Genomic DNA, 26071 nt, shown 5'->3' with positions numbered 1-26071 from the left:
CGCCCATGGTTCAATGCGCGCCCGGCCACCCACCGCCCAGCGCCTTGTAGAGCTGCACGGCGGCGGTGAGCTGCTGCAGCTGCGCCTGGCTCACTGCCAACCGCGCTGCGAACAGGCTGCGTTGGGCATCGAGCACATCGAGATAGCTGGCCAGTCCCGCCTCGTACCGCAACTGCGCCAGGTCGAGCGCGTCCTTGAGCGCGTCGGCCTGGGTCTGCTGCGCCGCGGCCTGGTCGCGCGCCGTGCGCACGCCAACGAGCGCGTCGTTGGCGTCGGCCAGCGCACTGAGCGCCGTCTTCTCGTACTGCGCGCGGGCCTGCACGGCCCGGGCACGCGCCGCAGCGGCCTGATCGGACAGGCGGCCGCCATCGAACAATCCGAAACTCACCCCCGCCTGAAGCGCGTACACGCGGGTTCCGACGCCGAACAGATCGCTCGGCTTCGGGGCCTGGCTGCCGTACGACCCGGTGATCATCACCGTCGGCATCCGGGCGGCGTCGGCGGCGCCGATGCGCGCCGTGGCCGCCGCGTACTCACGCTCGGCCTGCTCGATGTCCGGCCGCCTGCTGAGCAGCGACGCCGGCAGGGAGTCGGGCACGGTCAGGGCCCGTGCCGCGTCGGCCAGGGTACCGCCCCGGGCGATCGGGGTGGGCCCCTCGCCGAGCAGCACGTCGAGCGCGTGCTCGGTCTGGGCGATCGCGCGTTCGGTCTGGGCGAGCGTTACGGCTGGCGCGGCCACCTGGGCTTCGAACTGCTTGACGTCGAGTTCGGAGATCACGCCCTGGGCGTAGCGTTGCCGGGCCAATTCGAGCGTGGCCTGGCTCGACGCCAGCGTCTGCAGGGCGATTGTATGCTCCTGGTCGAGTTCGAGCAGCTTGAGATACGAGGTCGCGACGTCGCTGACCAGGGACAGGACGGTCTCGCGTTGCGCCGCTTCCTGCGCCGCGAGGTCGGCGTTGGCCGCCTCGACGCCCCGCCTGATCCGACCCCAGAAGTCGAGTTCCCACGACACGTCGCCCGTGAGGCGCGTGGCGCGGTACGAAACCGGCGGGATGAAGCCGAGGGCGATCTGGTTGCTGGCCACGCTGCCGTTCAGCGTCGCGGTGGGGAGCAGCGGTGCGCGGGCCACACCGACATCGGCCCGGTACTCCTGGATGCGTGCCACGGCGGTCTGCAGATCCAGGTTCTGATGAAGCGCCGTGTTGACGAGGCGCACGAGCGCCGTGTCGCGCAGGATGTCCAGCCACGCCACTCCGGCGAGCGAATCGGCCACCAGGCGCCGCTCGGCGATCGGGGCGCCGCCGGCGGCGGCGCTGTCGCGCCGGCGCGCCGCGGCGAGTGAATCGAAGAAGGTGCGCGTCGAGTCCGATGCGGCCGGCATGCGGATGCTGGCGCGCTCCGGCATCGGTGACGACCCCTGGTAATTGGGACCGAACATGCAGCCGGCGAGCGGTGCGGCGAGGATCGCGACGAGGACGCGAGGTCTCATCGGGTCTCCGCCTTGCGGTGGTGCACGGCGCGCTCGCCGCGTTCGGCCATCCCACGAATGACCTCGAAGAACAGCGGGATGAAGAAGATCCCGATCGTCGTGGCGAACAACATGCCGGCGAATACGCCGGTGCCGATGGAGTGCCGGCTCGCCGCCCCCGCGCCGCTGGCGATCGCCAGCGGCAGCACACCGAGAATGAACGCGAACGACGTCATGAGAATGGGGCGCAGCCGTTCGCGCGCCGCCTCGAGAGCGGCTTGCCGTACCGACATCCCCTTGTTGCGCAATTCCGTGGCGAACTCGACGATCAGAATGGCGTTCTTCGCCGCCAGCCCCACCACGGCGATCACGCCGACCTGGAAGTAGATGTCGTTGGGTTGCCCGCGGATCCAGATGCCAAGGATGGCTCCCAGCACGCCGAAGGGAATGCCGAGCAGCACGGCGAACGGCACCGACCAGCTCTCGTACTGGGCCGCGAGCACGAGGAACACGATCACGAGCCCGATGGCGAACACGAGGGCCGCGTCGCCGGTCGACGCCTGCTCCTGGTACGATTGTCCCGAGTACGCCACGCCCACTCCTTGCGACGCGAATTGGCCGGCGACCAGCGTGTCGATCTCGTCGAGCAACTCGCCCGAACTGAATCCTGCTTTGGGCGTGCCCGTGAAAAGCGCCGACTCGAATCCATTGAACCGCGAGACCACTGTGGGACCGGCCCGGAACTGCGTGGTCGTGAGCGCCGACACGGGAATCATCGCATCGTTGTTGCCGCGCACGTACAGGTGTCCGATGTCGGCCGGTGACTGGCGGAACTGAGGTTCGGCTTCGGCCTGCACCCGGAACGTCTTGCCGAACAGGTTGAAATCATTGATGTAGAGCGCCGACAGAAACGTCTGCAGCGTGTTGAAGAGATCGGTGAGATTCACGCCCCGGGCCTTGGCGGCCGCGCGGTCCACGTTCACATAGAGCTGCGGCACGCTCGCGCGGAAGTTCGTGGTCACGCTCTGTGCGGCGGGGAGCTTGTTCACGGCCTGCTGGAACTGCTGCACGCGCTGTGCGAAATCGCCGATATCCTGACCGTTGCGGTTCTGCAGGTTCAACTCGATGCCTGCCGTCGTGCCCAGGCCGGGGATCTCGGGCAGGTTGAATCCGAACGCCGTCGCGTCCTTCATCGCGAACAGCCGTTGGTTGATCCGCCGGGCGATCTCGTCGGCGGAATTACCCGGCCCGCGCTCATTCCACGGTTTGAACGACACGAACATCGTGGCCGAATTGGTCTCGGTGGAGAAGCCGAGGATGTCGAGCCCGACGAGCACTACCATGTTCTTCACGGCCGGTTCCTGGCGCAGCATCCCCTCGATCCGTTTCACCACGGCTTCCGTGCGCTGAAGCGACGCCGCGTCGGGGAGCTGCACCGAGATCGCCATGTAGCCCTTGTCCTCGGTGGGGATGAACGCCGTGGGCACCTGTCGCCAGAGCACGCCGGCGAGGCCCACGAGAATGAGGAACACGGCCAACCAGGCGCGTGGGCGCCCGAGCACACGATCCACGGCGCCCGCGTATCCGCCGGTGGCTCGTGCGAACCCGCGATTGAACCAGCCGAAGAACCCCGTCGTGTGCGTTTCGTTCGATTCCTTGAGCAGCAGCGAGCAGAGCGCCGGCGTGAGCGTGAGCGCGACGAGCCCCGACAGCACGACCGCAATCACGATCGTTATCGCGAACTGGCGGAACAGCGCGCCGGTCACGCCGCCGATGAACGCCACGGGCACGAACACGGCGCACAGTGAGAGCACGATGGCCACCAGGGCACTGGCCACCTGGCGAATAGCCCGGTCGGCGGCGACTCGCGGTGGCAGTCCCTCGGTGGCCATCAAGCGTTCCACGTTCTCGATCACGACGATCGCGTCGTCCACCACGATGCCGATGGCGAGCACGAGCCCGAACAACGTCAGCACGTTGATCGACATATGGAACGCCAGCAGGCCGAGAAAGGTGCCGATCACGCTCACCGGGACGGCGAGCATCGGGATGAGCGTCGCGCGCCAGCTCTGCAGGAACAGGAACACGACCAACGTGACGAGCAGCAGCGCCTCGAGCAGCGTCACCACCACTTCGTGGATGGAGGCCGTGACGAACGGAGTCGTATCGAACGGAATGGCGTAGTGGACGCCGGCCGGAAAGGTCTTCTGCAACTCGTCCAGCCGCTTGGCCACGGCGTCCTTGACCGCGATCGCGTTCGCGCCCGGCCGCGAATAGAGCAGCAGCACGGCGGTGGGCGTGCCGTTCAATCGTCCCTCGAGATCGTAGCTCTGGGCTCCGAGCACGGCGTGGCCGATGTCCCGGATGCGCACCAGGGCGCCGTCGGGCTTGGCTCGCACCACGATGTCGTCGAACTGTTCCGGCGTCGTGAGCCGGCCCACCGTGGTTACCGGAATCGTGAGCTGCGTGCCCGCCGGCGCCGGCTCGCGTCCCAACCGGCCGGCCGGGTTCGTCGCGTTCTGCTCCCGTACCGCGTTGACCACGTCGTCCACCGTGAGGCCGAGCCGCGCCATCTTCTCCGGATCGAGCTGGAGCCGCATGGAGAAGTTCAATCCCGCAAAGGCCGTCGCATCGCCCACACCTGGTACGCGCTTCAGTTCGTCGGTGACGTACAGATTCATGTAGTTCGTCAGATACGCCGCGTCGTACGCCGGATTGGTGGAGGTGAGCGCCACCACGGCGAGGATGTCGGTGTTCGCCTTGACGATCGAGATGCCGTTGGTGCGGACCGCGGCGGGCAACTGCGGTTCGGCGAGCTTCTCCGCGTTCTGCACGTCCACCGCGGCCAGATCCTGGTCCCGCGAGACGTCGAACGTGATGGTGAGCGTCATCGTCCCGTCGCTCGAATTGGCCGACGAGTAGTAGAGCATCCCCTGCAGCCCCGCCAGCTGCTCCTCGATCGGCGCGGCCACGGCCTGCGCCACGTCCTCGGCCGACGCGCCCGGGTACACGGCGGTGACGCGAATGGCCGGCGGTGTGATCTCGGGATAGCGCGACACGGGCAGCAGGAAGATCGCGAACACGCCGAGCAGCGTGATCACGATCGAGATCACCGACGCCAATACCGGGCGCCGGATGAAGAAGTAGCGCAGCTCGTCGGTGGAACGAGCCGGCCCGGCCTCGCTCACGGAGTCTTCCTCGCCGGTGCGGCCGACCTGCCGGGCGCGGGGGGCGCGCCGGTCGGGACCGTCGAGTCGCCCGCCGCTACCGGCGTGACCTTACGCCCCGGGCCGACCTTCTGCACGCCGTCGACGACCACCCGGTCGCCCGCCGTGAGTCCGCTGTCAATCACCCACTCGAAGCCGGTCCACGGTCCGGGCTTCACGTCGCGCGTCGAGACCGTATCGCCCGGGCCGACCACATACACGAACTGCCGCCCCAACCCCTGCTGCACCGCGCGCTGGGGCACGGTGAGGGCGTCGGGCCGCGTGAGGCCGTCGAGTTGTACGTGCACGAACTCGCCCGGAACGAGCGCCCGGTCTGCGTTGGCGAATTCGGCGCGGAACTCCTGCGTGCCGGTGGCCGAATCGAGCGACGGGGCGATGAAGTTGATGCGGCCGGCGCGCGGGAACGTCGACCCGTCGGGCAGTACGATGTGCACGGCCAGCGGACTGCCCGGTCGGATGAGCGCGCGCGTGCGCGGGTCCTCGCTCCACTGCAGCAACTGCTGCGATGACGGGTGGAAGGTCACGTACACGGGATCGAGCTGGTCGATCGTGGTCAGGAGGTCGCTCGGGCCCGTGACCCGCGCCCCCAGATCGAGCTGCGTACGTCCCACACGCCCGCTGATCTCGGCGCGGATCTCCGTGTCGTCGAGGTCCTTCTTGGCTTGGTCGAGCGCAGCCTTCGATGCGTCGACGGCCGTGCGGGCATTGTCCACGTCCTGCTGGGCCACGGCGTGTTTGGCGAGCAACGGCTCGAGCCGGGCCAACGTGCGCGTCGCGTTGTTGTAGGTGGCGAGGTCACCCAGATACGCCGCTTCGTAGCGCACGCGGTCCAGCCGGTAGAGCAGCTGGCCCTTGGTGACGACGGCCCCTTCGGTGAACGGCCGCTCCTCGATGATGCCCTGCACGCGGGCCCGCACTTCCACGCGGCGGAACGGCTCCACCTGGCCCTCGAATGCGAAGGGAACCGGCACCACGTGCGGCTCGACCGTGACCGTCCCCACCTGCGGCGGCGGGAAGGCGGGCGGAGCACCGCCCTGGCTCTTGCCGCACCCGGCGAGTCCGAGTATGGCCGCGCATCCGACGGCCGTCGCCAAACGACGGTGGTCACCACCTATTCCCCACGCTCGCACAGGGCCTCCCAAGACACAGAATATCAAAACTATGTACCGCGTCATGGAGCCGTCTATGGGGCAGGGCGCATCTTTTCGGGAATGTGGCGATACGGGATGGGAATTCTCACCCTTACTCTCACCCGAGACACCGCATATCGTGAATCTCTGCCGCCTGATGGAGCGGGGTACTCATGCGAAAGTCGATCCTGCCGTTGTCGCGGGTCTACGGCCTGCTCGAGCCGGGCCCGGTCGTGCTGCTGACCACGAAGAGCGGGCGGAAGGCGAACGTCATGACCATGTCGTGGCACATGATGATCGACTTCGAGCCGCCCCTCGTGGGCTGCGTGGTCAGCGAGCGGGACTACAGTTTCAAGGCCCTCCGGACGTCGCGCCAGTGCGTCATCAATATTCCGACGGTGGAACTGGCCGCTGCCGTCGTGGGCTGCGGCAACACGTCGGGCCGCGACGAGGACAAGTTCGCGGACTTCGGGCTCACGCCCGCCAAGGCCTCGCGCGTCCGGCCGCCGCTGATCGAGGAGTGCTACGCGAACCTCGAGTGCCGGGTGGTCGACGCGCGGCTGGTCACGCGGTACAACCTGTTCATCCTCGAAGTCGTCCGGGCCTGGCACGACCGATCGGTGACGCGGCCCAAGACACTCCATCACCTCGGGTACGGCACGTTCATGGTCGCGGGCCGTCGCCTCTCGCTCCCGTCGAGGATGCGCTAGCGGTTGAGAATCGAGCCGTGGCTCACCGCGATCGCTGCGACGCGACCAGCGGGATCCATCATGGCGGGGTGCTGTCCCGCCTGATGATCTGCAGCGGACCCGCCAGAAGAGAACCATCGCCCCCGGTGACGGTGCCGTCGAAGACGACGGCGGTGTACAACTCGGCGTCGAAGCTCGCGTTGTACATCAGCGAGTCGTTGGTCGCGTCGCCAGGCGCTCCCACGAGGCGAACGGTGAGCTGGTCGTCTCGCATGATGCCGCGGATCGCATACGTGACGGCCACCAGGGCAGAACCAGGGGCCGTGTAGGTGCCGGTGCCGTTGACGATGGTGTCGGCCTGATCGAGGGTCCACGTCAGGGTGCCGCCGTCGACGGGCTGGCCGTCGTAGAGCCCGGCAATGATGCGGGCGCGCGGAGGAGCGGTGGCCCCGCTCGTGGTGGAACAATTGGCACAGCACAGGAGGACGGCAGCCAGCCCGAGCACGCGGTGGACCTTTCCCTCCGTCCGGTTTTTTTGCCTCCGGCCCGGATCGGTAACCATTTGGGAATTAGTGAGTTGGGCGAACCGGTGCATCCGGACCCCATATGCGTGGCCAGCCGTCCTGGTGGATGACGTCGCTGGTCTGACGATGAACTGCGGACCTGGAATCGTACCGCGGTTGGTACCGGATTGCACTCCCGGTGCGGCGGAAACGCTCGACCATCGCGCTAAGAAGTCGTGCAGGCGGGTGGGTCCGGAATTCCCGGATCATGTGCGCCTTGGCCCCTGATGCGCTATGCTTGATGGCGATTCGGCGATCGATCAGGCGGCCGGCTCGCAGATCCATCACCCCAGGCATGGCCAACGCAATTTTCGGGGTCAAACGGCTGCTCGTCGGCCGGCCCCTTCCTTCGGATCGGCTCGAGCACGAGCGGCTGAACAAGAAGACCGCGCTCGCCGTCCTTTCGTCCGATGCCATCTCCTCCGTGGCCTATGCCACGGAGCAGATCCTCATCGTGCTCGCCGTCCTCGGCACGATGGCGCTGCGGTACGTGCTCCCCATTTCGGCGGTCATCGTCGGCCTGCTGATGCTGGTGGCGCTCTCGTATCGGCAGACGATCTTCGCGTATCCGAACGGGGGCGGCTCGTACACGGTAGCCAAGGACAACCTCGGGATCGGCGCCGGACTGGTGGCCGCCGCCGCGCTGCTCACCGACTATATCCTGACCGTGGCCGTGTCCATTTCCAGCGGCGTCGCAGCCATCACGTCGGCCTACCCGGCGTTGGCCCCCTGGACGGTGACGATGTGCGTGGCCGCCATCGCCCTCCTCGCCATGGTGAATTTGCGAGGGGTTCGCGAATCAGGGGCGGCCTTCAGCGTGCCGACGTACATCTTCATCGCGTCGATGCTCGCGCTCCTCGGCGTGGGCCTGTTCCGGCTGGCCTTCGCCCACACGCTGGCGCCGTCGGCCGGTCCCGTGCGCGTGGACGTCGTTTCGCAGGCGCACGGGACGGCCATGGGCGGCGGATTCGCCGGATTCGCGCTGGTGTTCCTCATGCTCCGCGCGTTCGCAGAAGGATGCGTAGCGATGACCGGTACGGAAGCCATCTCGAACGGCGTCACCGCGTTCCGCACGCCGGCGCCGAAGAATGCCGCCATCACACTGGGCTGGATGGCGGCGATTCTCGGCACCTTCTTCATTGGCACGAGCATTCTCGCGCAACGGTACGGCGTGATGCCGAGCGCCAACGAGACCGTGTTGTCGCAATTGGGGCGCCACGTGTTCGGCGGAGGATGGGCGTACTACCTGCTCCAGTATTCCACGTTCGCCGTGCTCGTCCTGGCGGCCAATACGGCCTTCGCCGACTTCCCACGCCTGTCGAGTCTGCTGGCCGAGGACCGCTACATGCCGCACCAGCTCGCAGCGCGTGGCGACCGGCTGGCCTTCTCCAACGGCATCGTCGCGCTGTCGCTGGTGGCCATCCTGCTGGTGTGGCTGTTCCACGGCGACACCTCGGCGCTCATTCCGTTGTATGCGATCGGGGTGTTCCTCTGCTTCACCCTCTCGCAGGCCGGCATGGTGAAGCACTGGTTCAAGGCGCGGAGCAAGGGGTGGGGGTGGCGGGCGGCGCTCAACGGACTCGGCGCGGTCGCCACGGCGCTCGTGTTCATCGTGCAGATCGCCACCAAGTTCCTGCACGGCGCATGGATCGTGGTCCTGATCATTCCACTCATCATCTGGCTGCTGGTTGCGATTCACCGCCACTACGTGCGGTTCGCGGAGGAGATCAGGTACACGGGACAGTCGCCGTTGATGTTCCTGCACCATACCGTGGTCGTGCCGGTGAGTGGGATCACCAAGGCCACGGCGGGCGCGCTCGTCTACGCGACGACGATCTCAGAAGACGTGCGCGCCGTGACCGTGGGGGTCGATGGTGCCGCGACCGCGGCATTTCGCGCCCAATGGGAGGCGTGGGACATCGACGTGCCGCTGGTGGTGCTCGAGTCGCCGTATCGCTCGGTGATCCGCCCGATCGTGGACTATGTGAAGGGATTGGAAGAGCACGGCGAGGCGGATCTGGTAACCGTGATCGTGCCGGAGATCGTGCCGCACCACTGGTGGGAGCACCTGCTGCACAACAAGACGGCCCTGTACATCCGGACCGCGCTCCTGTTCCGGCCCAAGGTCGTGGTCACGGCCGTGCCGTACCTGCTGGGGCACGCGGCGCGGCTGCAGGATCTGGCGTTCCGGGAGGACCCGGTTCCGGCGCCGGCCACGGCGCGGGGCCACGAATAGTCATGCTCCCTGGCGGGAGTGCCTCGGGCGGCGACACGCCGTTCCTGACCCTCGTCGTGCCGGTCTATAACGGGGCCGCGCGGCTTCCCGCGAACCTGTGCCAGCTGAAGGAATTCCTGGCCGCGCAGCCGTACACTTCCGAACTCATCCTGGTCGACGATGGGAGTGCCGAGTCGACGGCGCGCGCGCTGCGTGAATTCGTGGCCTCGAATCCGACGGTCGTACTGCTCCGCAACGATCCCAACCAGGGCAAGGGGGCGAGCGTCCGACGCGGCATGCTCGCCGCGCGCGGTCGGTACCGCGTGTTCATGGACGCGGACCTCGCGTATCCTCCAACCGAGATCAACAAGATCCTGCGCGATCTCGAAGCGGGGGCCGACGTGGCCATCGCCTGCCGCGTGCTGCCCGAGTCCCGCTATCTGATGAGCCCGAATTTCTTCCGGTATCTCTATACGCGTCATGTCATGAGCCGCGCCTTCAACCTGATGGTCCGGTCGGTGTTGCTGCGCGGCGTACTGGATACGCAGGCCGGTCTCAAGGGGTTCACGGCCCGCGCCGCCGAGGCGGTGTTCCCGCGCGTGACCATTCCGCGCTTCGGGTTCGACGTCGAAGTGCTGTACGTGGCCCAGCGGCACGCGCTGGCCGTTCGACAGACGGCGGTGCACTTCCGCTACGATGAGGAACCGTCCACCGTGCGGTTCGTCAAGGCGGCGGGGACGATGGCCGCCAACCTGCTTCACGTGAAGCTCAACGGCTGGCGAGGCCGCTACGACTGAGCGAAGCGCGCGCACGCCGGCGCGCCGGCTGATCGTCAACGCCGACGACTTCGGCCTTTCGCCGGCGGTCACGGCGGGCATTCTCGAGGCACACGCCGCCGGGACCGTCAGTTCCACGTCCATGATGGTGCACTGCCCGGGCTGGGACGACGCGGCTGCACGGGCGCGCGCCACGTCGACCCTGGGCGTGGGACTCCACTTCAATCTTCTCCTTGGCACCCCGCTCACCGCGGCGGCGTCACTCCGCCGCCCGACCGGCGAGTTCCTGTCGCTGGGCGCGCTGGCGCGCCGGGCACTGCGCGGGGCCCTCAGGACGGACGACATCGTCGCGGAGTGCGAGGCGCAACTTGCCGCGCTGGCCGGCGCCGGCATTCGCGTCACCCATATTGATTCCCACCGCCATACCCATGCGTTGCCCGTGGTGCACGGCGCTGTGGCGCGGGTGGCCGTGGCGCACGGCCTTCCGCTTCGGCGGCCGGTCGAATCGCCGCTCCGGTTCGGCGGCGACCCGGCGGGTCAGGTGCGCGGGGCGCTCGTCGCGTGGTCGTGGCGCCTGTCGTCCATCGGGGCGCCCCCGACGCACGCGCCGGATCACTTCATCGGCATGTCGCTGCAGGGCCGCCGCCGGTTTGCGTCACGGTTGGCGCATGTGCTGGGCTCTTTGCCCTGCGGCACCAGCGAGCTGATGGTGCACCCGGGACGCGTGGACGCCGCGCTCGCCGCGATCGACGGCTACACGTGGCCGCGCGAGCGCGAGCGAGCGGCGCTCACCGATCCGGCGCTCGTTGCCCTGTTCCAGCGCTTCGAGATCGCCCTCGTCGATTTCAGCGCACTCTGACGCCGCTCACGCGTCGGTGGCCGCGGCGCGAAACTCGTCGACGGGGACCAGCCCCCACAACTCGCCCTGCATGGCGAACCAGAGCGGAATCAACGGCACCGTCTTGACGAGATACTTGACGTAGAAGCCGTCGTAGAACGCGTGGGGCATCAGGTCGGGCGATACGAAATTCACAATGACGAGGCACGCCACGGTGAGGGCCGTACGCCACCAGGTCCGTTCCGAAGCGGCGAACCAGACCGCGGCCCCGATCATGGCGATCGAGTACGACGGCGATTCGGCCTGATGGTTGAACAGCACACAGAACACCAGAATCGACGCGAGGAACGTGATCCGGAACTGCCGGGTCCACGCGGCCGGCCCGCGGAGCAGCGGCGCGAGGAGCACGACGATCCCGGCGAGCTGGGTGGGCCAGAAGGGCCACTGCACGCCGAACCAGACCCGGAACTGCCCCATCAGCCCGGCATACAGCTCCGCGCCGCTCACGCCGTAGCGTGGGAGCGGCACGGCGTCGCGCGTCTCGGTAGCGCGCCACCAGTGATACTGCGCGCTCAATGAAGACCAATGCACCGCCACCAACGGAAGGGCGGCACCCACGACGATCGTGACGGCTACGATGGTCGCAAACCGCCACTTCCGCTGGTGAAAGATCGCGCCGGCCAGCGCGGCCACCGGAAAGAGCTTGATGAACCCGCCGGCCATGATTGCGCCGGCCGCCCGCCATTGGCGGTCGCGCTCCATCGCCGCCCATCCGAGCATCATCAACCCAGCGCACAGGGCGTTGCTCTGCGCCCGCTGCATGTCGCCCAATACGCCGAGCCACGCGATGGCGAGCGCGATCGCCGCCTGCCGCGGCGGCAGCACGCGCGTCATGCCTATGAAGACGGCGGCCGCGCACACGAGCGCCCAGAGCACGTAGCCCGGTACCAGCGGCAACAGGGCAAAGGGCGCGAACAACAGGGCGAACGTCGGACTGTACTTAAAATAGTCCGTATAGATCGCAGGATAGGCCGCGTACAGATTCTGCCCGGCCATCAGGTGGTGGAAAGCCGCCCGGAAGATCACGATGTTGTTCTCCGGCGGCGGGAACAGCGTGCGTTGCAGCGCGACGCCGACGGCGGTCACGCCGTACAGGGCGGCCAACCATCGCAGGGTCGCCGACCTCGCCGGCGGCGACGCCTCCGGAACGTTCGGGGCCTCGAGTTGCATCGGCGGAAAATGGCGGCCAGAGCCCGCGGAGGAAAGCCTGCGCGTATCCGAGCATCGAGACGTCGCCACCGATCGTCCTTGACGCCATTTCGGTCCACGGACAAATTCTTCGCCATCCTGCCACCAATCTGAGATCCCGATTCCGGGGTCTCCGTCCGATCTCCACGCGAACGAGAGTTGACCATGGCCCGTGCTAGCGTTCGGATCGCCGTCGGCGTCGTGTTACTGGTCGCGTGGTCCGGCTTTCGGGAGATCCGCCTGGCCCGCGCCAACCTGTGGGCCATCCACAGCGCGGTCCAGGGCGCGTTGCCCGATTCCTTCGCCGTCAATCAGGCCCGCTTCGCCGTCCTGCGACGGGACCTCCCAGCCGACCAGGCGTTGGGCTACGCGAGTGACATTCCTCGCGACATGCCCGACAACGGGTATCAGACAGCCTTCGTCCAGACGCAATACGCCTTTGCACCCGACCTGATCTTCGACAGTGACACGCTGAGTCGCATCCTGGGCAACTTCGTTCATGCCCCACCGGATAGTGCCGGGCTCGCCGCGATGGGCCTGCGCCTCGTTCATGACTATGGGCGGGGCGTCCTCCTGCTCAGCCGGGGGGCGCCGTGACGATCGGCCTCTTCGTGTGGCTCGCCATCACAATGCTCATCGGCTACGCGGCGGTCTCGGCGATCTGGCCCGCCCAGACGCCACGGCGCCTGCCCATAGCCACCGTGCGCCTTGCGCTGGCCATCGGCCTCGGCATGGGCATCGGCTCGTGCGCGCAGTTCATCGCGCTCGTCCTCTTCGGTCCGGTCCGGTTACCGGCGGTCGGCGCAGACGTCATCGTCCTCGTGCTGCTCGTGCTGCTGGCGCGGGTTCGGGCGCGCCGCACGCCCGGAAGCGAGGCCGGGCTCCCCATGCCGGCCCCGCCCGGCCGCCTCGATCGCACCATGGGGTGGGGCATGGTCGGCCTGCTGGTGATCGCGCTGATCACGACGGTCGCCTTCGTCCTTGAAACACCACAGGGCAACTGGGATGCGTGGGGCATCTACAATCTGACTGCGCGGTTCGTGTACCTGGGAGGCGCGACGTGGCATCACGCGTTCTCGCAGGTCCTTGGCATCCATCCCGACTACCCGCTCCTGCTTCCGGGATCGGTGGTGCGCGGCTGGCTGTATGTCGGTCGGGACAGCGTCGTCGTTCCCATCGTCGTGAGCGGCCTCTTCGCGTACGCGACCCTCGGACTTCTCGCCGGCTCCGTCTGGCTGCTTCGCGGCAGACGGCATGGGGCGCTCGTTGGCGTGGCCCTGCTGGGCACGCCGTTCTTCCTGAACAGCAGCGCGTGGCAGTACGCCGATCTTCCGCTCGCCTTCTTCTTCCTTGCGACGATCGTGTTCTTCGCCCTCGCGGAACGAATGACCGAGGATGCCTCGTGGCTTCTCGCCGCGTCGGGCCTTTGCGCCGGACTCGCGGCCTGGACCAAGAACGAGGGTCTCCTTTATGTCCTGATTCTGTTCGCTGGATTGTTGGTGGCGCATCGCCGATTCCTTCGTGACCGCGCCGATCGTCGTGCGATCTACGCCTTTCTGGCGGGGCTCATTCCGGTGCTGGCCATGGTGGCGTATTTCAAATTGGCATTCGCGCCGCCCAACGATCTCGTGTCCGGACAGGGACCGGCGACGCTGCACCGCATTCTGGATATGTCGAGGTACTGGACCATCGTCGGGTACGCCGCCCGGATCTTACCGCGATTCCCCATCATCCTCGTGGCGTTGTTCCTCGCCGTGGTCGGTCTGGATCGTACGTCGGGCGACCGGCGGGCGATCGGTCTGGGGCTGTTCGCCATCGTGCTCTCGGCCGCCGGCTATTTCGCGGTCTACGTGGTCACGCCGCTGGACCTCGCCGTACAGCTCCACCGGTCGCTCGACCGCCTCGTGCTGCAGCTCCTGCCGCTATTCCTGTTCGCGGCCTTTCTGGTGGCACGGATTCCGGAGCAGGGAATCGGGGCCGAGCCGCAGGTACACGATTAGCGCGTCCGGCGGGGCCTCGACCCGCGTCGGCGCCAGCGACTGCTTTGCGGCTGGCCTGCCTTACGGCATCCGTGCGTTCGGCGACACCCCCAGGCGCCGGAATGCGCGACGGCGGCGTGCCCGTTCGTGGGCAATCTCCGCGGCAGAAGCAGCGCGTAACAGTCTCGCAACAGCTGGGGACGTGCTGGCAAGGCGCGTCACAAGTGTCTATTCCACACCGTGTTGACCGGAATCTCGACATTTGGGTGAGGTCACCCGATTGATCCTCCGGGGCCACGGCTTATACTTGGGGACGCCATACCCATCAAGACCGCTTCGGCGAGCCGGCTGGGGCGACGCACCGCTCAAGAATCAGGGAGAACGTCTCCGCTCGCGGTTCCTCCGCCCGATCGACCTTCCAACCCTGCCGCAATGCGCATCTGTCTGATCACGCCATATGATCTTTCTCATGATGGCGGAGTCAATCGACATATCATCACCCTGGCCCAAGCGCTGCAGCGCCTCGGCCACGACATGCAGATTCTCGGGCCGGCGAGCGGCGAGACGCCGCCGCGGTGCGACAGCCTGCGCGGTGTGGTGCCCGTGCGAGCCAACGGATCGCGGGCGCGCGTCGGGTTATTGGTCTCCGGGTCGGCCGTGCGGCGGTACCTCCAGCGCGGGCGCTTCGACATCGTGCACGTGCACGAGCCGTGGGTGCCCGGACCCGCGCGGTACGCCGTGCGCTTCGCCGAGGCGCCGCTCGTGGCGACCTTTCATACGTTCGCGGAATCGGAACCGCGGATGGCCACGCTGGCCCGCCGCGCGCTCGCCCGCCCGCTCCGGCGGCTGAGCCTCGGGATCGCGGTGTCGGGGCCCGCGGCGGACTTCGCGCGCCGCGTGTTCCACGGTCCCATGCACATCGTGCCCAACGGCATCGATCCCACCACGTTCGCCACGCCGCACCTGCCGCCGGGGTTGGACGTGCCCGCCGTCGCGGCGCGCGAATCGGGCGCGCTCCGTCTGCTGTTCGTGGGCCGGTGCGACGAGCCGCGCAAGGGGCTCCGCCATCTGCTGGCGGCCGCTGCGCTCCTGCGCGAGCGCGGCCGTCACGTCGAACTGCGTGTGGTGGGCCACGGCGATCCCCTCATCTTCGGCGATCTCGTGCGGCGGTCCGGCGCCGTGTTCATGGGGCGCGTGGACGATCACCGGCTGGTGGAGATGTACCGGTGGTGCGACGTGTTCTGCGCGCCCTCCACGCACGGCGAGAGCTTCGGCGTGGTGCTGATCGAGGCCATGGCGAGCGGCCGCCCGGTGGTGGCGAGCGACATTCCGGGCTACCGCGACGCCACGGAGGGCGCCGCGATCCTCGTGCCCCCGGCGAACCCCGAGGCGCTCGCCGCGGCGATTCTGCGCGCGGCCGACGACGAGGTGCTGCGCCGCCACGTGGTGCAGATGGGCTGGCAACGGGCCCACCAACTGGCGTGGAGCCGGGTGGCGCTCACGATCAACGCCCTGTACGAGCACGCCGCGGCCGCGGCGGACGCGACCCGTCGCGACGTCGTCGGCGTGCCGGCGTGACGGCCCCGTCGGGCCCCATTCCACGATTCCAGCGCGATGGTGCGCTCACCCACGTCATCATCCCGGCGGCCCGCGTGCTGGCCCGCTACTACTTTCGCGCGCGCGCCGTGGGTGCGGATCGGATTCCCGCCGACCGGCCGGTGATCTACGTGGCCAAGCACCCGCAGACGTTTCTCTATCTGGAAACGATAATGCTGGCGCTGTTCACGTTCTGGGACAATGCCCGCCCGGCCATCCGCGTGCTCGAGAAGACCGGCACGTCCATTCATCGGACGCCGGTGCTGGGCTGGATGCGCCGGAACGTGAACGCGGTGCCGGCCACCGAGGAACACGCGCTGGCGGTGCTCGCGCAGGGCGAATCGCTGCTGATCTTTCCGGGTGGCACGCGGGAACTCTACGGTGCGCGCGACACGCTGCGGTGGGAAGGGCGTACGGGCTTCGCGCGGCTCGCCATCGCCGCCGGGGTGCCGGTGCTGCCGTTCGCCATCGCCGGCGCCGACCACCAGCATCTGGCGCGGATCTCGGTGCGAGGGGTGAGCCTGTGGGTGCCGCCGTTTCCGCTGCCGGTACGGCTGGAATATCGCTTCGGGCATCCGATGATGCCGCCGGCGGCCACGGGTCCGGAGGGTGCCGACCCCGTGGCGTTCGCGGGTCGCGTGCAGACGGCGCTCCGCGACCTGATTGCCGGCGGCCAGCCAGATGGCTGAGGTAGCCGTGGAGTCACAGACGGTGGCGGCGCTCGATCCGGGCCTCTGGCGCTACCGGTTCGGCTACCTGGCGCTGGCGCGCTGGATGTCCCGCTATCACCGCGTGCGCGTGGAAGGCACGCGGCCCTCCGGGCCGTGCATCTACGTCACCCACCACGGCGCCGGCTACCTGAACGTGGACCTCGCCATCGCCGTGTATCAACTTGCGTGGCGCGACTGGTTCGAGGCCGGCGGCCCGCTGCGCACGCTGCGCATCGCCGCGTCCAAGGGGAATCCGCTGGAGCGGGCCATTCCCGGGTTGGCTGCGGTCAAGCGCCACGCCGGACTCATCGATCCGTCCGAGGCGTCGTGCCTGCGGGTACTGGAGCAGGGCGACCAGCTGATGATCACGCCCGGCGGACGCCGCGAGTCGAGCCCGCAGTCGCGCCACTACCGCCTGCGCTGGGACGATCGCTACGGGTTCGCCCGGTTGGCGGTGCGAACGGGCGTGCCGGTGGTGCCGCTGGCAGTGGTGGGCGGGTTCTCGGCGTATCCAGGGGTCACCGTCGGCAAGCTCTCGCTCTGGAGCCCATTGCCGCTGCCGGTGCGCGTGGATATCGCGATCGGCACGCCCATCGCCGTGGCCCGCGACCCGGAACGCGCCCGCGATCTGGGCGTGCTCAAGCCGCTGCAGGACGCGGCGCGGCGCGCGACCCAGGCGCTGTACGACGAACTGCTCGCACGGCGCGGCAGGAAAGCGTCGTGACTCGCGTGCTCATCGCGGGCGACTGGCATCTCGGAACGTACAGCCCGCCGGCGCAGGCGCGGCTGGCGGTGCGGTTCCTGGAAGAGACTGGCGACGCGGGGCACCGGATCGTGCTCAATGGCGACATCTTCGAAGGATTGTTCGAACCCGCCGCCCGCGCCGAACGGGCGCACCCGGAGTTGAGCGCGCTGATCACCGCGATGGCGGCGGCGGGCGTGCTCACCCGTATCGAAGGCAATCACGATCCCGGCGCTGGTGCTCGGTCGCTGGTGCTCGAACACGGGGGCCTGGGCCGCGTGCTCGTCACGCACGGCCACCTGGTGGATCCCGTGCACGATTCGTCGGTCGGGAACTTCGGCGACGGCATCTCGCGACGGTTCGGCCACCTGTCGCTGGTGCGCGGCGCAGCGCGCATGGCCGAAGCGGTGGTGGCGGGCGCCATGGCCGGACCGGTCGACCGGCTCTACCGGCGCCGGTGCCTGGCCCTGGTGGAGCGGGAGCGTTGCGTGCTTGGGGTGTTCGGGCACAACCACCGGCGGCACCTCGCGGCGGGCGACCCGTACGCGAATGCGGGGTGCCTGCGGCACGCGCGCTTGGAGTATCTCGTGCTCGATGCAGCCGGCGCGTCGCTGCACGAATTCACGGCGTCGAACGCGTCGGGCGGGGTGCGCGCGGCCTCGTGATTGGGTCCGTGCTCGCGTTTCTGGCCCAGTGGCAGTACCTGGGCGCATTCGTGGGCATCTTCCTCGAAGAGTCGGGGGTGCCGCTGCCGGTGCCCGGCGACGTGTTCATCGCCGCACTCGGGGCGTCGGGGCGTGCCGGCCATGCGAATTATTTCATGGCCACGCTGGTCGTGTTCTCGGCGACCATGCTGGGCAGCACGATCCTGTTCGAGGTCTCGCGACGGCTCGGCCACCCGTTGTTGCGGCGGGTGGGCCACCGGTTCGGGTTCGACGGCGAGCGCGCCGATCGGATGGAGGTCTGGCTCAACACGCACGGGTCGGTGACCGTGGCGCTCGGACGCCTCGTGCCGGGATTCCGCATCGTGCTCACGGTGGCGGCGGGCGCGCTCAAGATGAGTCGCGCGGCGTTCCTGATCGGCGCGGCGGCGGCGTCCATCCTCTGGGCGGCGATCTACTATTGGCTGGGCTATGCCCTGGGCGCGGGCGTGGAGCGGGCGCTGAAAGCGGCGGCGGGCCGCGCCATTCGCAATCCGGAGGTCGCGGCGGCCGTCATCGTGGTGATCGTGGTCGCCGCCGCGTTGGTCGTGGGAATGGTCATGTGGCGGCGGAACGTTCGGCGAAGATCTGCACCAGATGCACCAGCGTCTCCGTCGTCTTCTCCAACCCACGGCGAGAATTGAACTCGAGCTTGCCGTGGAAGTTGTGGCCGCCGGTGAAGATGTTGGGGCAGGGGAGGCCGCGGAACGTGAGCCGCGAGCCGTCGGTGCCGCCGCGGATCGGCTCCAGGAACGGCGCGAGCCCCGCCCGCCGCGCGGCTTCCATCGCATGCTCCGTGAGCTGGGGATGGTCCCGGAGCACTTCCTTCATGTTCAGGTAGTTCTCCTTCACCTCCACCTGCACCGATACGCCGGGATACGCCGCCGCCGAGGCCGCGGCGAGGTCGCGGATCAACCGTTCCTTGTGTTCGAGTTCGCTCATCTCGAAATCGCGCAGCAGCACCTTGACGGTCGACTGTTCGACGTCGGCGGTGCCGAGGTAGGGGTGCACGAAGCCGATCCGCGCCTCGGTGGTCTCCGGCAGCATGTCGCGCGGCATCTGCGTCAGGAAGTGCGCGAAGGCATAGATGGAATTCACCATCACGCCCTTGGCGGTGCCCGGGTGCACGCTCTTGCCGCGGAAGGTCACGGTGGCGAGGCGCGCGCTCCATGTCTCGTCGCTCACGCCGCCGAGGGTGCCGCCGTCCACCGTGTAGGCGAACCGCGCGCCGAACTCGGCGATGTCGAACTTCTCGATGCCGCTGCCGATCTCCTCGTCGGCCGTGAACGCCACGGCGATCGGCCCGTGCGCGAGGTCGGGATTCCGCACGAGGGTGTCGACGAGCGTCATGATGGCTGCCACACCGGCCTTGTCGTCGGAGCCGAGAAGCGTGGTGCCGTCGGTCGTGATGATGTCGTCGCCGATCAGCGTGGCCAGCTCCGGATTCTGCGCCACGGTGATGATCTGCGCTGGATCACCGGGAAGGACGATATCGCCGCCCTGATAGTTCGCGTGGATCACGGGCTTGACGTTCGCGCCCGTCACGGCGGGGGAGGTGTCGACGTGGGCGATGAACCCGATCACGGGTACCGCCGTGGCGACGGTAGCCGGAATGCGCGCATAGACCATGCCGTGCTCGCTCGTGCGCACGTCGGTGGCTCCGATCTGCTCGAGTTCGCCGGCCAGAAGGCGGACGAGCGCCCACTGCTTGTCGGTGCTGGGTGTCGTCGACGCGCCCTCCTGGGACTGCGTATCGATCCTTACATAGCGTAGGAAGCGGTCGGTTACGGATTCGGAAGGCGGGGCGCGCATGGATGGAGAGGGGGAGGGTAAGAGAGTAGGAGGCTAGGAGAGAGCGGCAGCGACAGAACGGCGAACGGGGCAAGCGATGTCGCTTGCCCCGTTCGCGACGAAGGTGCGTCAGTCGTTCGGGAGCTTCACCTGCGGTTGGCCCGCAGCCTTCCGTTTGGCATTGAACGCGGCCAGACCGCTGGTCTTGAGGGTGTTCCAGCGCGCCATGACGTCATGCGACTCGGCGCGGGCCTGGTTGCAGGCCGTGATCTCCACCGCCGTCGGCGCCACATCGGCTCCCTGCATGGCCATCGCCGCGCCGAGCAGAGTGTTGGACAGCGTCTGCAGAGTAGCGGGCGCACTGCCGCCGCGTCCACCGCGTCCGAACCCGAATCCGAACCCGCGGCCGCGCCCGCCGGCCGGTGCCGCCGGGGCGAGCGCATCCACTTCTTTCCTGAACGCGTCGACGTCGGTGCCCTGGAGCTTGCCCAGCGCCGCGCTCAGGACGCGCGCCTGTGTGTAGGCCGTATTCGCTGCCTGCGCGCCATCGTACATCTCGCGCGACAGCGAGGCCAACTGCGCGAGCCCGGCCGGCGAGGTCTTCACGCGCGGATCGAGCTTGAGGGTCAGCGGCTGAGTATACGTCTTGCCGCCCACGGTGAGCCGAACGGTGTACTGGCCGGGCGGCGCCCAGGGCGCGTTCACGCTGGGATACGTGCGGTGCGGCACGACGCCGGCGCCGCCCTCACCGCTCGGCCCTTCGATCTCGCCCACGGCGTTGAAGTGCAGGTCCCAGCTGAAGCGGTGCATGCCCGCCTGCGTCGAGATCGACATCTGCGGCGCGGCCCAGTACAGCGGCACCGAGCAGTCGGCGGCACGGGGATCCCGCTGGCAAACCTTGTCGTACGCTTCGGGGTCCACGCCGGGATCGGGGTCGAGCACCGGATCCGTGCTCGCATACGAGCGGACGAGCTTGCCGCTCTGGTCCAGGATCTCGAGCTTCACGGGGCCCGACGCGTCGTGGGCCAGGTAGTAATCGATGATGCCGCCCGGCGGCGGGTTCTGCCCCGCCAGCACTTCGGGGGGCCAGGGCGTGGGGTCGTTGGTACCGAACCGCACGCGCAGGGCGGTGGCCGGCTTGAACAGATACGCGTCCTTTGCCTTCGCGACTTCGGCGGCCTGGCGCAGCGGTGTCAGGTCGTCCAGGATCCAGAACCCACGCCCGTGCGTGCCCGCCACGAGGTCGGAGCAGAGGCAGGTGGCATCGTCCTTCACCTGGATGTCGCGCACCGAGATGGCCGGCATGTTCAGACGCAGCGAGTGCCAGTGGTCGCCGTCGTCGAACGACACCCACACCTGGGTGTCGGTGGCGCCGTAGAGCAGCCCCTTCACGCGCGGATCTTCGCGAATGGAGTTGGCCACGGCGCCCGGCGCCATCCCGTTGTCGATCTCGGTCCACGTCTTGCCGCCATCGTGCGTGCGGAAGAAGTGCGGGTTCATGTCGTCGAGCCGCATGCTGTTGGCGGCGATGTACGCGGTCTGCGTATCGAAGTGGCCCGCGTCGATGTTGAAGATGCGCGTCCACGGTTTCACGGCGGCCGGCGTGACGTTGTGCCAGGACGTTCCGCCGTCGGTGGTCACCTGGACGTTGCCGTCGTCGGTGCCGGCCCACAGGGTGCGGATGTCGCGGGGCGAAGGCGCGAGGGCGGTGATCGTACCCTGCGGGCCCGGGGTGATCTCGCTGGCGTATTTGCCCATGTTGGCGGGCACCGGCCACGTCTGCCGCGCCAGGTCGGGGCTCACGCGCGCCCAGCTGTGCGCCTTGTCGGTGCTGCGCCAGACGACGTTGGACACGTAGTAGAGCGTCTTGTGGTCCACCGGCGACCAGATGATGGGCATCGTGCGCACGTTGCGGTTGTAGGTATCGCCGCCGGGCCCGCGGGCGCTCATGTCGGGGCCGACGTCGGTGGTCTGCCCGGTCCTCCGATTGTAGAGCGACACGTTGCTGCGGCTGCTGCCGTAGACCATGTCGGGATCGCTGGGATCCGGCGCCGCGATCCCGTACTCCTGGATGTTCACCGGATGCCAGTCGTGGAAGGTGATCTCACCGTCCATCGAGCGGCTGTCCACGCACGCCGAGCCCGAGTCCTGCTGGCCGCCGCACACGCGGTACGGGAAGGCGTCGTCGGTGGTCACGTGGTACATGGCCGCCGTGGGCTGCGTGTACCAGTTGCTCCACGACCGCCCGTGGTTGGCCGACACCACGCCCCCCTGGTCGGAGACGAGGAGGATGATCTTGGGGTTGGTGGGGTTTATCCACGTTTTCTGATAATCGTCACCGCCGGGAGCGCCCCGCACGGCGGTCCAGGTGACGCCGCCGTCGTCGGAGCGCCAGAACACGGTGGAGCAGCTGTACACGACGTTGTCGTCGGTGGGATCGACGGCGAGCGTGGGCAGGTCGCCGCCGCCGATGCGGACCAGCGGCCGCGGGTCCTCCACGCGGTTCCCGCGCGCGTCGCCGTTGGGGCCGTCGATGGCGCGGAACCAGTGCTCCCCGCCGTCCACGGACTTGAACAGCCCCACCACGCCCGTGGGGCCGCCACCACCGCGGCCACCCCGTCCGGCGCCCTGAGGTGCCGTGCCGGCGACGGTCGCGTACAGCACGTCGTGGTTGCTCGGCGCGATGGCGAGATTCGCCTGGATGATGTCCGGCAACCCGTTGGTGAGCTGCTTCCACGTGGTGCCGCCGTCGGTGGACTTGTAGATGCCGCCGCCGGCGCCGCCGAACGAGGTGTTCTCGGAATAGCCCTGCTGCTGCTGCCAGAGCGTGGCGTACACGATGTTCGGGTCCACCGGATCGATGCGCACGTCACCGCCGCTCGTGTACTCGTCCTTGTACAGCACCTTCTGGAACGACTGGCCCCCGTCGGTGGAGCGGAAGATGCCGCGCTCCTCGTTGGGGCCGTAGGGATGCCCCAGCGCGGCCACGAACAGCCGGTCGGGATTCTTCGGATCGACGTCCACCATCGCGATCATCTGCGAATTGCGAAGGCCGAGGTGCGTCCACGTCTTGCCGGCGTCGGTGGACTTGTACATGCCGTCGCCGGTGGCGAGGTCGGGCCGGATGATGCCGGCGCCCGAGCCCACGTAGATCACGTTGGGGTCCGACTGCGCCACCGCGATCGCGCCGATGGACCCCGTGGACTGGTGGTCGAAGAGTGGTTCCCACGTCGAGCCGTAGTCGCTGGAGCGCCATACCCCGCCGTTGTCGAACCCGATGTAGAAGACGTTCGGCTGGCTGGGCACGCCGTCCAGCGCACGAGCGCGCCCGGCGCGGGTGGGGCCGATCTGGCGCCACTGCATGGCGGGCGAATAGAAGTCGGAAGTCTGCGCGGTGGCCGTCGCGGCCGGGGCCGCGAGGATCGCGATGGCGAGCGTGAAACGCGTCAGGAGTGTGCGCACGGAAACCGCCCTCATGGAATGGAGATGGGATAGAGAGATAATGGGGCCGGGACCCGGCGTCGGCCAGTCGGCGCATCCGTCGAACGCCGCCCATCCCAAGAATCCAGATCCGAGTTGGCGCTCACGGCTCCCCAGTCGTCATCTCACTTCGACCGTCGTCGTGAGCCGGATGTCGGCCGACGAGGCGCCGACCCTGAGTTCCACCGGCTCATGCTCCACCACCCACCGCTGCGAATTGGGATTCCAGTACGCCAACGATGAGGCTGGCACCCGCATCGTCACCGTGCGCGCCTGTCCTGGTTGCAGCGTGACGCGCTGGAATCCGCGGAGATCCTCCCGTGCTCTGGTCACCATGGAATGCGGGTGGCTCACGTACAGCTGGACCACCTCGTCGCCGGCCCGCGTGCCTGTGTTCCGCACGTCCACGCGGACCGTGACGGTATCATTGGCGCCGAGCGTGTCGGTACTCGTTCGCAGGTTGGAATAGGCGAACGTGGTGTAGCTCAGCCCGTAGCCGAATGGATAGAGAGGCGCGCCGTCATAGTACCGATAGGTGCGTCCCGCCATCGCGTAGCTGTCGAACGGCGGCAAGTCCTTCACGCTATGATAGAACGTGATGGGCAGCCGCCCGCCGGGATCGTAGTCCCCGAACAGGGTCTCGGCGACGGCGGTGCCGCCCGCCTGGCCGGGGTACCAGGCCTCGAGAATGGCCGGGACGTGGTCATTGGCCCAATTGATGCCCAGGGCGCTGCCGTTGAGAAGCACGAGTACCGTCGGCTTGCCGAGCGCGACGACGCGTTGGAGCAGGTCTTCCTGCGTCTCGGGGAGCGCCAGTCTGGTGCGGTCGCCGCCGTCGAACCCGTCGATGTGCAGCGGCATCTCCTCGCCCTCCATTCGCGAGGTGAGCCCGAGGACGAGCACCACGGCGTCGGCCTGTTGAGCAACGGCCAGCGCCTGGGATTCGAGCAGGGAGTTGGGGGGCGCCCAGTCCAGGTGCAGTTGGGCATCGCCGGTCGATTCCGACCCGTCAATGCGAATCTGGTAGCTCTTGCCGGCCTCGAGGGTGATCGGACCACTGCGGATGGGGAACGGCATCGGGAACTCGCCGCGCGCCAAGCCCACATCGGATCCTCCGCGTCCCCCACCCGCGACCGGTGCGCCGCCCGGCGGACCACCACGGCCGCCGCGCCGACCGAACGCCGCGGAACTGAGGACCAGGCTGTCGTCGATCCACATGTCGAACTTGACCGTTCCCCGAAGTTGCAGCCGGTACGCGCCCGTCTCAGGCACCCGCAACGTGCCTGTCCAGCGAACCCCGAAGTCATCAGGATTCAAGTCGCTGCGCGGCGCACCCTCTCCCCATCTGGCGTCCACCGTGCGGTCAGTGCCGGAGTATGAGGGAGCGCCTTCCAGCGCCTGGTTGTCGAAATAGTCCACGTGCAGGCCCGGCTGCCCGTCGGGGGTCGTGAACAGGCTCTCCGGCGCCGCCTCGTACACGGGAAAGCTGTCGGCCAGGTTGGCGCCGAGCGCGTAGAGTACCTTCGTGGACTGGGACACCGCCGCGCGAATGCCGCGTAACGCCGAAATCGGGTCGGCCGGGGTTCCGTTGTAGTTGCCGAGCAGCACCTCGGTCTGGTCGGCGTTGGGACCGATGACGGCCACCGTGCCCAGGTCCTTGCGGAGCGGCAGCAGGTTGCCCTGGTTCTTGAGCAGGACCATCGATTCACGCGCCACCTGAAGCGCCAGCGCGCGGTGCGCCGGCGTGTCCACGTCACTCAATGAGAGATTCGACCAGGGCACGGAATCCGGCGGGTCGAACATGCCGAGTTTGAAACGCGCCAGGAACAGTCGGTCGATGGACGTATCGATCTGTGCCTCGGTGATGAATCCCGAGTCGACCGCCGCCCCCAGGTCGGCGTACGTGCTGCCGCAGTCGAGGTCCGTTCCCGCCTTCACCGCCAGAGCGCTGGCCGCCGCCCCGCTGGTCGCGAACTCGTGCGTCCGGTAGATGTCGTCCACCGCATCGCAGTCGGAGACGACGTATCCCTTGAACCCCCATTCGTGGCGCAGGATGGTATCGAGCAGCATTGGGCTACCGCAGGCCGCGGCGCCGAACAAGGCGTTGTACGAGCACATGACCGAATAGGCGCCCCCCTGTTCGATGCCCTCCTGGAACTGCGCCAGGTAGGTCTCGCGCAGGTCGCGCTGACTAACCACCGCGTTGTATACGTGGCGCTCGGGTTCTGGCCCACTGTGCACGGCGAAGTGTTTCACCGTGGACACCGCCTTCAGGTACTTGGTGTTGTCCCCCTGAATGCCCCGGATGAATTGAACGGCGATGCTCCCGGTCAGGAACGGATCTTCCCCATAGGTCTCCTGGCCCCGTCCCCACCGCGGATCGCGGAAGATGTTGATGTTCGGCGACCAGAAGGTCAAGCCGCCGAAGCGTGGGTGGCGGTCGTTCTTGATGTTGTCGTTGTACTTTGCCCGTGCCTCGTCGGAGATGACCGTCGCTTCGCGGTAGATGAGCGAGTCGTCCCACGTGGCGGCCATGCCGATCGCCTGCGGAAACGAGGTCGCCAAGCCGGCACGCGCCACGCCGTGCAACGCTTCGTTCCACCAGGCGTACGCAGGAACCCCGAGGCGCGGAATGGCGGGGGCCATGTCCTGCATCTGCGAGATCCTTTCCTCCAGCGTCATCTGCGCCACGAGGTCGTCGGCCCGCGCCCGGAACGAGCGCCGTAAGTCGAGATAGGCGGGGGTGGAGGCGCCGCTGGGTGCCTGGGCAGAAGACGAGATCGGTATCAGCGGGATGACGGCGGCACTGACGAGCAGGGCAAGGCGCAGGCAATGACGTGGGCGCATCGGACTCACCGTGAACTTTGGTTGGTGCTTGGGACCGTCGCAGGCAGCGGCAGCCGGGCAACTGGTTGCCG

19 protein-coding genes are annotated in these 26071 nt (G+C 68.1%); 11 read left to right on the top strand and 8 right to left on the bottom strand.

The window, feature by feature from the left end; all coding sequences use genetic code 11:
• Window positions 1–10: 10 nt before the first annotated feature.
• From VNF92_07595 to VNF92_07585, 3 genes are read right to left on the bottom strand one after another with little or no spacing between them, the layout of a single operon-like run.
• Entirely contained in the window at window positions 11–1489 is a 1479-nt protein-coding gene (locus VNF92_07595) for an efflux transporter outer membrane subunit (protein HVA57737.1), read from the bottom strand.
• Entirely contained in the window at window positions 1486–4656 is a 3171-nt protein-coding gene (locus VNF92_07590; protein HVA57736.1) for a multidrug efflux RND transporter permease subunit, read from the bottom strand. Before VNF92_07590 ends, VNF92_07595 begins: the two co-directional genes overlap by 4 nt.
• Window positions 4653–5789: an efflux RND transporter periplasmic adaptor subunit gene (locus VNF92_07585; GenBank protein HVA57735.1), complete on the bottom strand. Its 1137-nt coding sequence runs from the start codon at window positions 5787–5789 to the stop codon at window positions 4653–4655. The genes VNF92_07590 and VNF92_07585 overlap by 4 nt, the downstream gene beginning before the upstream one ends.
• Before the next feature lie 209 nt (window positions 5790–5998).
• Here VNF92_07585 and VNF92_07580 point away from each other — a divergent pair, with 209 nt between their 5' ends.
• The gene (locus VNF92_07580; protein ID HVA57734.1) at window positions 5999–6535 is read left to right on the top strand and encodes a flavin reductase family protein; all 537 of its coding nucleotides are present in this window, start codon (window positions 5999–6001) and stop codon (window positions 6533–6535) included.
• Between the two features lie 58 nt (window positions 6536–6593).
• On the opposite strand, the gene VNF92_07575 is transcribed toward VNF92_07580, so the two are convergent.
• Window positions 6594–7019 carry a hypothetical protein gene (locus VNF92_07575; GenBank protein HVA57733.1) on the bottom strand — a complete coding sequence of 142 codons (426 nt, stop codon included), beginning with the start codon at window positions 7017–7019 and terminating at the stop codon, window positions 6594–6596.
• Between the two features lie 353 nt (window positions 7020–7372).
• On the opposite strand from VNF92_07575, the gene VNF92_07570 reads away from it, so the two are divergent.
• The 3 genes from VNF92_07570 to VNF92_07560 are packed head-to-tail and all read left to right on the top strand — an operon-like array spanning window position 7373 to window position 10927.
• Complete coding sequence (locus tag VNF92_07570; protein HVA57732.1) at window positions 7373–9313, top strand: APC family permease; 1941 nt, start codon at window positions 7373–7375, stop codon at window positions 9311–9313.
• A gap of 2 nt (window positions 9314–9315) precedes the next feature.
• Complete coding sequence (locus tag VNF92_07565; protein ID HVA57731.1) at window positions 9316–10089, top strand: glycosyltransferase; 774 nt, start codon at window positions 9316–9318, stop codon at window positions 10087–10089.
• A 28-nt stretch (window positions 10090–10117) separates the two neighbouring features.
• Window positions 10118–10927 (top strand): ChbG/HpnK family deacetylase, encoded by an 810-nt coding sequence (locus VNF92_07560; GenBank protein ID HVA57730.1) that lies wholly within the window; start codon window positions 10118–10120, stop codon window positions 10925–10927.
• A 6-nt stretch (window positions 10928–10933) separates the two neighbouring features.
• On the opposite strand, the gene VNF92_07555 is transcribed toward VNF92_07560, so the two are convergent.
• The gene (locus tag VNF92_07555) at window positions 10934–12136 is read right to left on the bottom strand and encodes a glycosyltransferase family 87 protein (protein HVA57729.1); all 1203 of its coding nucleotides are present in this window, start codon (window positions 12134–12136) and stop codon (window positions 10934–10936) included.
• A gap of 183 nt (window positions 12137–12319) precedes the next feature.
• Between VNF92_07555 and VNF92_07550 the strand changes: the two genes are divergently transcribed.
• The 7 genes from VNF92_07550 to VNF92_07520 all read left to right on the top strand — a co-directional run bounded on the left by VNF92_07550 (window position 12320) and on the right by VNF92_07520 (window position 18526).
• Window positions 12320–12751, top strand: a complete 432-nt coding sequence (locus tag VNF92_07550) for a hypothetical protein (protein ID HVA57728.1) — start codon at window positions 12320–12322, stop codon at window positions 12749–12751.
• On the top strand, window positions 12748–14154 hold the full coding sequence (locus VNF92_07545; GenBank protein ID HVA57727.1) for a glycosyltransferase family 39 protein: 1407 nt from the start codon (window positions 12748–12750) through the stop codon (window positions 14152–14154). The genes VNF92_07550 and VNF92_07545 overlap by 4 nt, the downstream gene beginning before the upstream one ends.
• Before the next feature lie 411 nt (window positions 14155–14565).
• Window positions 14566–15711 carry a glycosyltransferase family 4 protein gene (locus VNF92_07540; protein ID HVA57726.1) on the top strand — a complete coding sequence of 382 codons (1146 nt, stop codon included), beginning with the start codon at window positions 14566–14568 and terminating at the stop codon, window positions 15709–15711.
• Window positions 15708–16418, top strand: coding sequence for a 1-acyl-sn-glycerol-3-phosphate acyltransferase (locus tag VNF92_07535; protein HVA57725.1), 711 nt, complete (start codon window positions 15708–15710; stop codon window positions 16416–16418). Before VNF92_07540 ends, VNF92_07535 begins: the two co-directional genes overlap by 4 nt.
• Window positions 16411–17163, top strand: a complete 753-nt coding sequence (locus VNF92_07530; GenBank protein HVA57724.1) for a hypothetical protein — start codon at window positions 16411–16413, stop codon at window positions 17161–17163. The genes VNF92_07535 and VNF92_07530 overlap by 8 nt, the downstream gene beginning before the upstream one ends.
• On the top strand, window positions 17160–17846 hold the full coding sequence (locus VNF92_07525; protein ID HVA57723.1) for a hypothetical protein: 687 nt from the start codon (window positions 17160–17162) through the stop codon (window positions 17844–17846). Before VNF92_07530 ends, VNF92_07525 begins: the two co-directional genes overlap by 4 nt.
• An 8-nt stretch (window positions 17847–17854) precedes the next feature.
• Complete coding sequence (locus VNF92_07520) at window positions 17855–18526, top strand: DedA family protein (protein HVA57722.1); 672 nt, start codon at window positions 17855–17857, stop codon at window positions 18524–18526.
• On the opposite strand, the gene pepT is transcribed toward VNF92_07520, so the two are convergent.
• From pepT to VNF92_07505, 3 genes are all read right to left on the bottom strand, one after another.
• Window positions 18441–19694 carry a peptidase T gene (pepT, locus tag VNF92_07515; GenBank protein ID HVA57721.1) on the bottom strand — a complete coding sequence of 418 codons (1254 nt, stop codon included), beginning with the start codon at window positions 19692–19694 and terminating at the stop codon, window positions 18441–18443. The two genes, VNF92_07520 and pepT, sit on opposite strands and share 86 nt — an antisense overlap.
• A 108-nt stretch (window positions 19695–19802) precedes the next feature.
• Window positions 19803–23135 carry a hypothetical protein gene (locus tag VNF92_07510; GenBank protein ID HVA57720.1) on the bottom strand — a complete coding sequence of 1111 codons (3333 nt, stop codon included), beginning with the start codon at window positions 23133–23135 and terminating at the stop codon, window positions 19803–19805.
• A 138-nt stretch (window positions 23136–23273) separates the two neighbouring features.
• On the bottom strand, window positions 23274–26000 hold the full coding sequence (locus VNF92_07505) for a glycoside hydrolase family 3 C-terminal domain-containing protein (GenBank protein HVA57719.1): 2727 nt from the start codon (window positions 25998–26000) through the stop codon (window positions 23274–23276).
• Window positions 26001–26071: the final 71 nt, after the last annotated feature.

It is taken from the genome of Gemmatimonadaceae bacterium (assembly GCA_035533015.1).
Taxonomy (GTDB): Bacteria; Gemmatimonadota; Gemmatimonadetes; order Gemmatimonadales; family Gemmatimonadaceae; genus JAGWRI01.
This window is presented reverse-complemented; position numbering and strand designations above follow the sequence as displayed.

What these genes read in the sequence shown, in the direction of transcription:
- VNF92_07595 (HVA57737.1), bottom strand. Translation starts at nt 1,489, where the DNA reads ATGAGACCTCGCGTCCTCGTCGCGATCCTCGCCGCACCGCTCGCCGGC.
- VNF92_07580 (HVA57734.1), top strand. Translation starts at nt 5,999, where the DNA reads ATGCGAAAGTCGATCCTGCCGTTGTCGCGGGTCTACGGCCTGCTCGAG.
- VNF92_07570 (HVA57732.1), top strand. Translation starts at nt 7,373, where the DNA reads ATGGCCAACGCAATTTTCGGGGTCAAACGGCTGCTCGTCGGCCGGCCC.
- VNF92_07565 (HVA57731.1), top strand. Translation starts at nt 9,316, where the DNA reads ATGCTCCCTGGCGGGAGTGCCTCGGGCGGCGACACGCCGTTCCTGACC.
- VNF92_07555 (HVA57729.1), bottom strand. Translation starts at nt 12,136, where the DNA reads ATGCAACTCGAGGCCCCGAACGTTCCGGAGGCGTCGCCGCCGGCGAGG.
- VNF92_07550 (HVA57728.1), top strand. Translation starts at nt 12,320, where the DNA reads ATGGCCCGTGCTAGCGTTCGGATCGCCGTCGGCGTCGTGTTACTGGTC.
- VNF92_07540 (HVA57726.1), top strand. Translation starts at nt 14,566, where the DNA reads ATGCGCATCTGTCTGATCACGCCATATGATCTTTCTCATGATGGCGGA.
- VNF92_07530 (HVA57724.1), top strand. Translation starts at nt 16,411, where the DNA reads ATGGCTGAGGTAGCCGTGGAGTCACAGACGGTGGCGGCGCTCGATCCG.
- pepT (HVA57721.1), bottom strand. Translation starts at nt 19,694, where the DNA reads ATGCGCGCCCCGCCTTCCGAATCCGTAACCGACCGCTTCCTACGCTAT.
- VNF92_07505 (HVA57719.1), bottom strand. Translation starts at nt 26,000, where the DNA reads ATGCGCCCACGTCATTGCCTGCGCCTTGCCCTGCTCGTCAGTGCCGCC.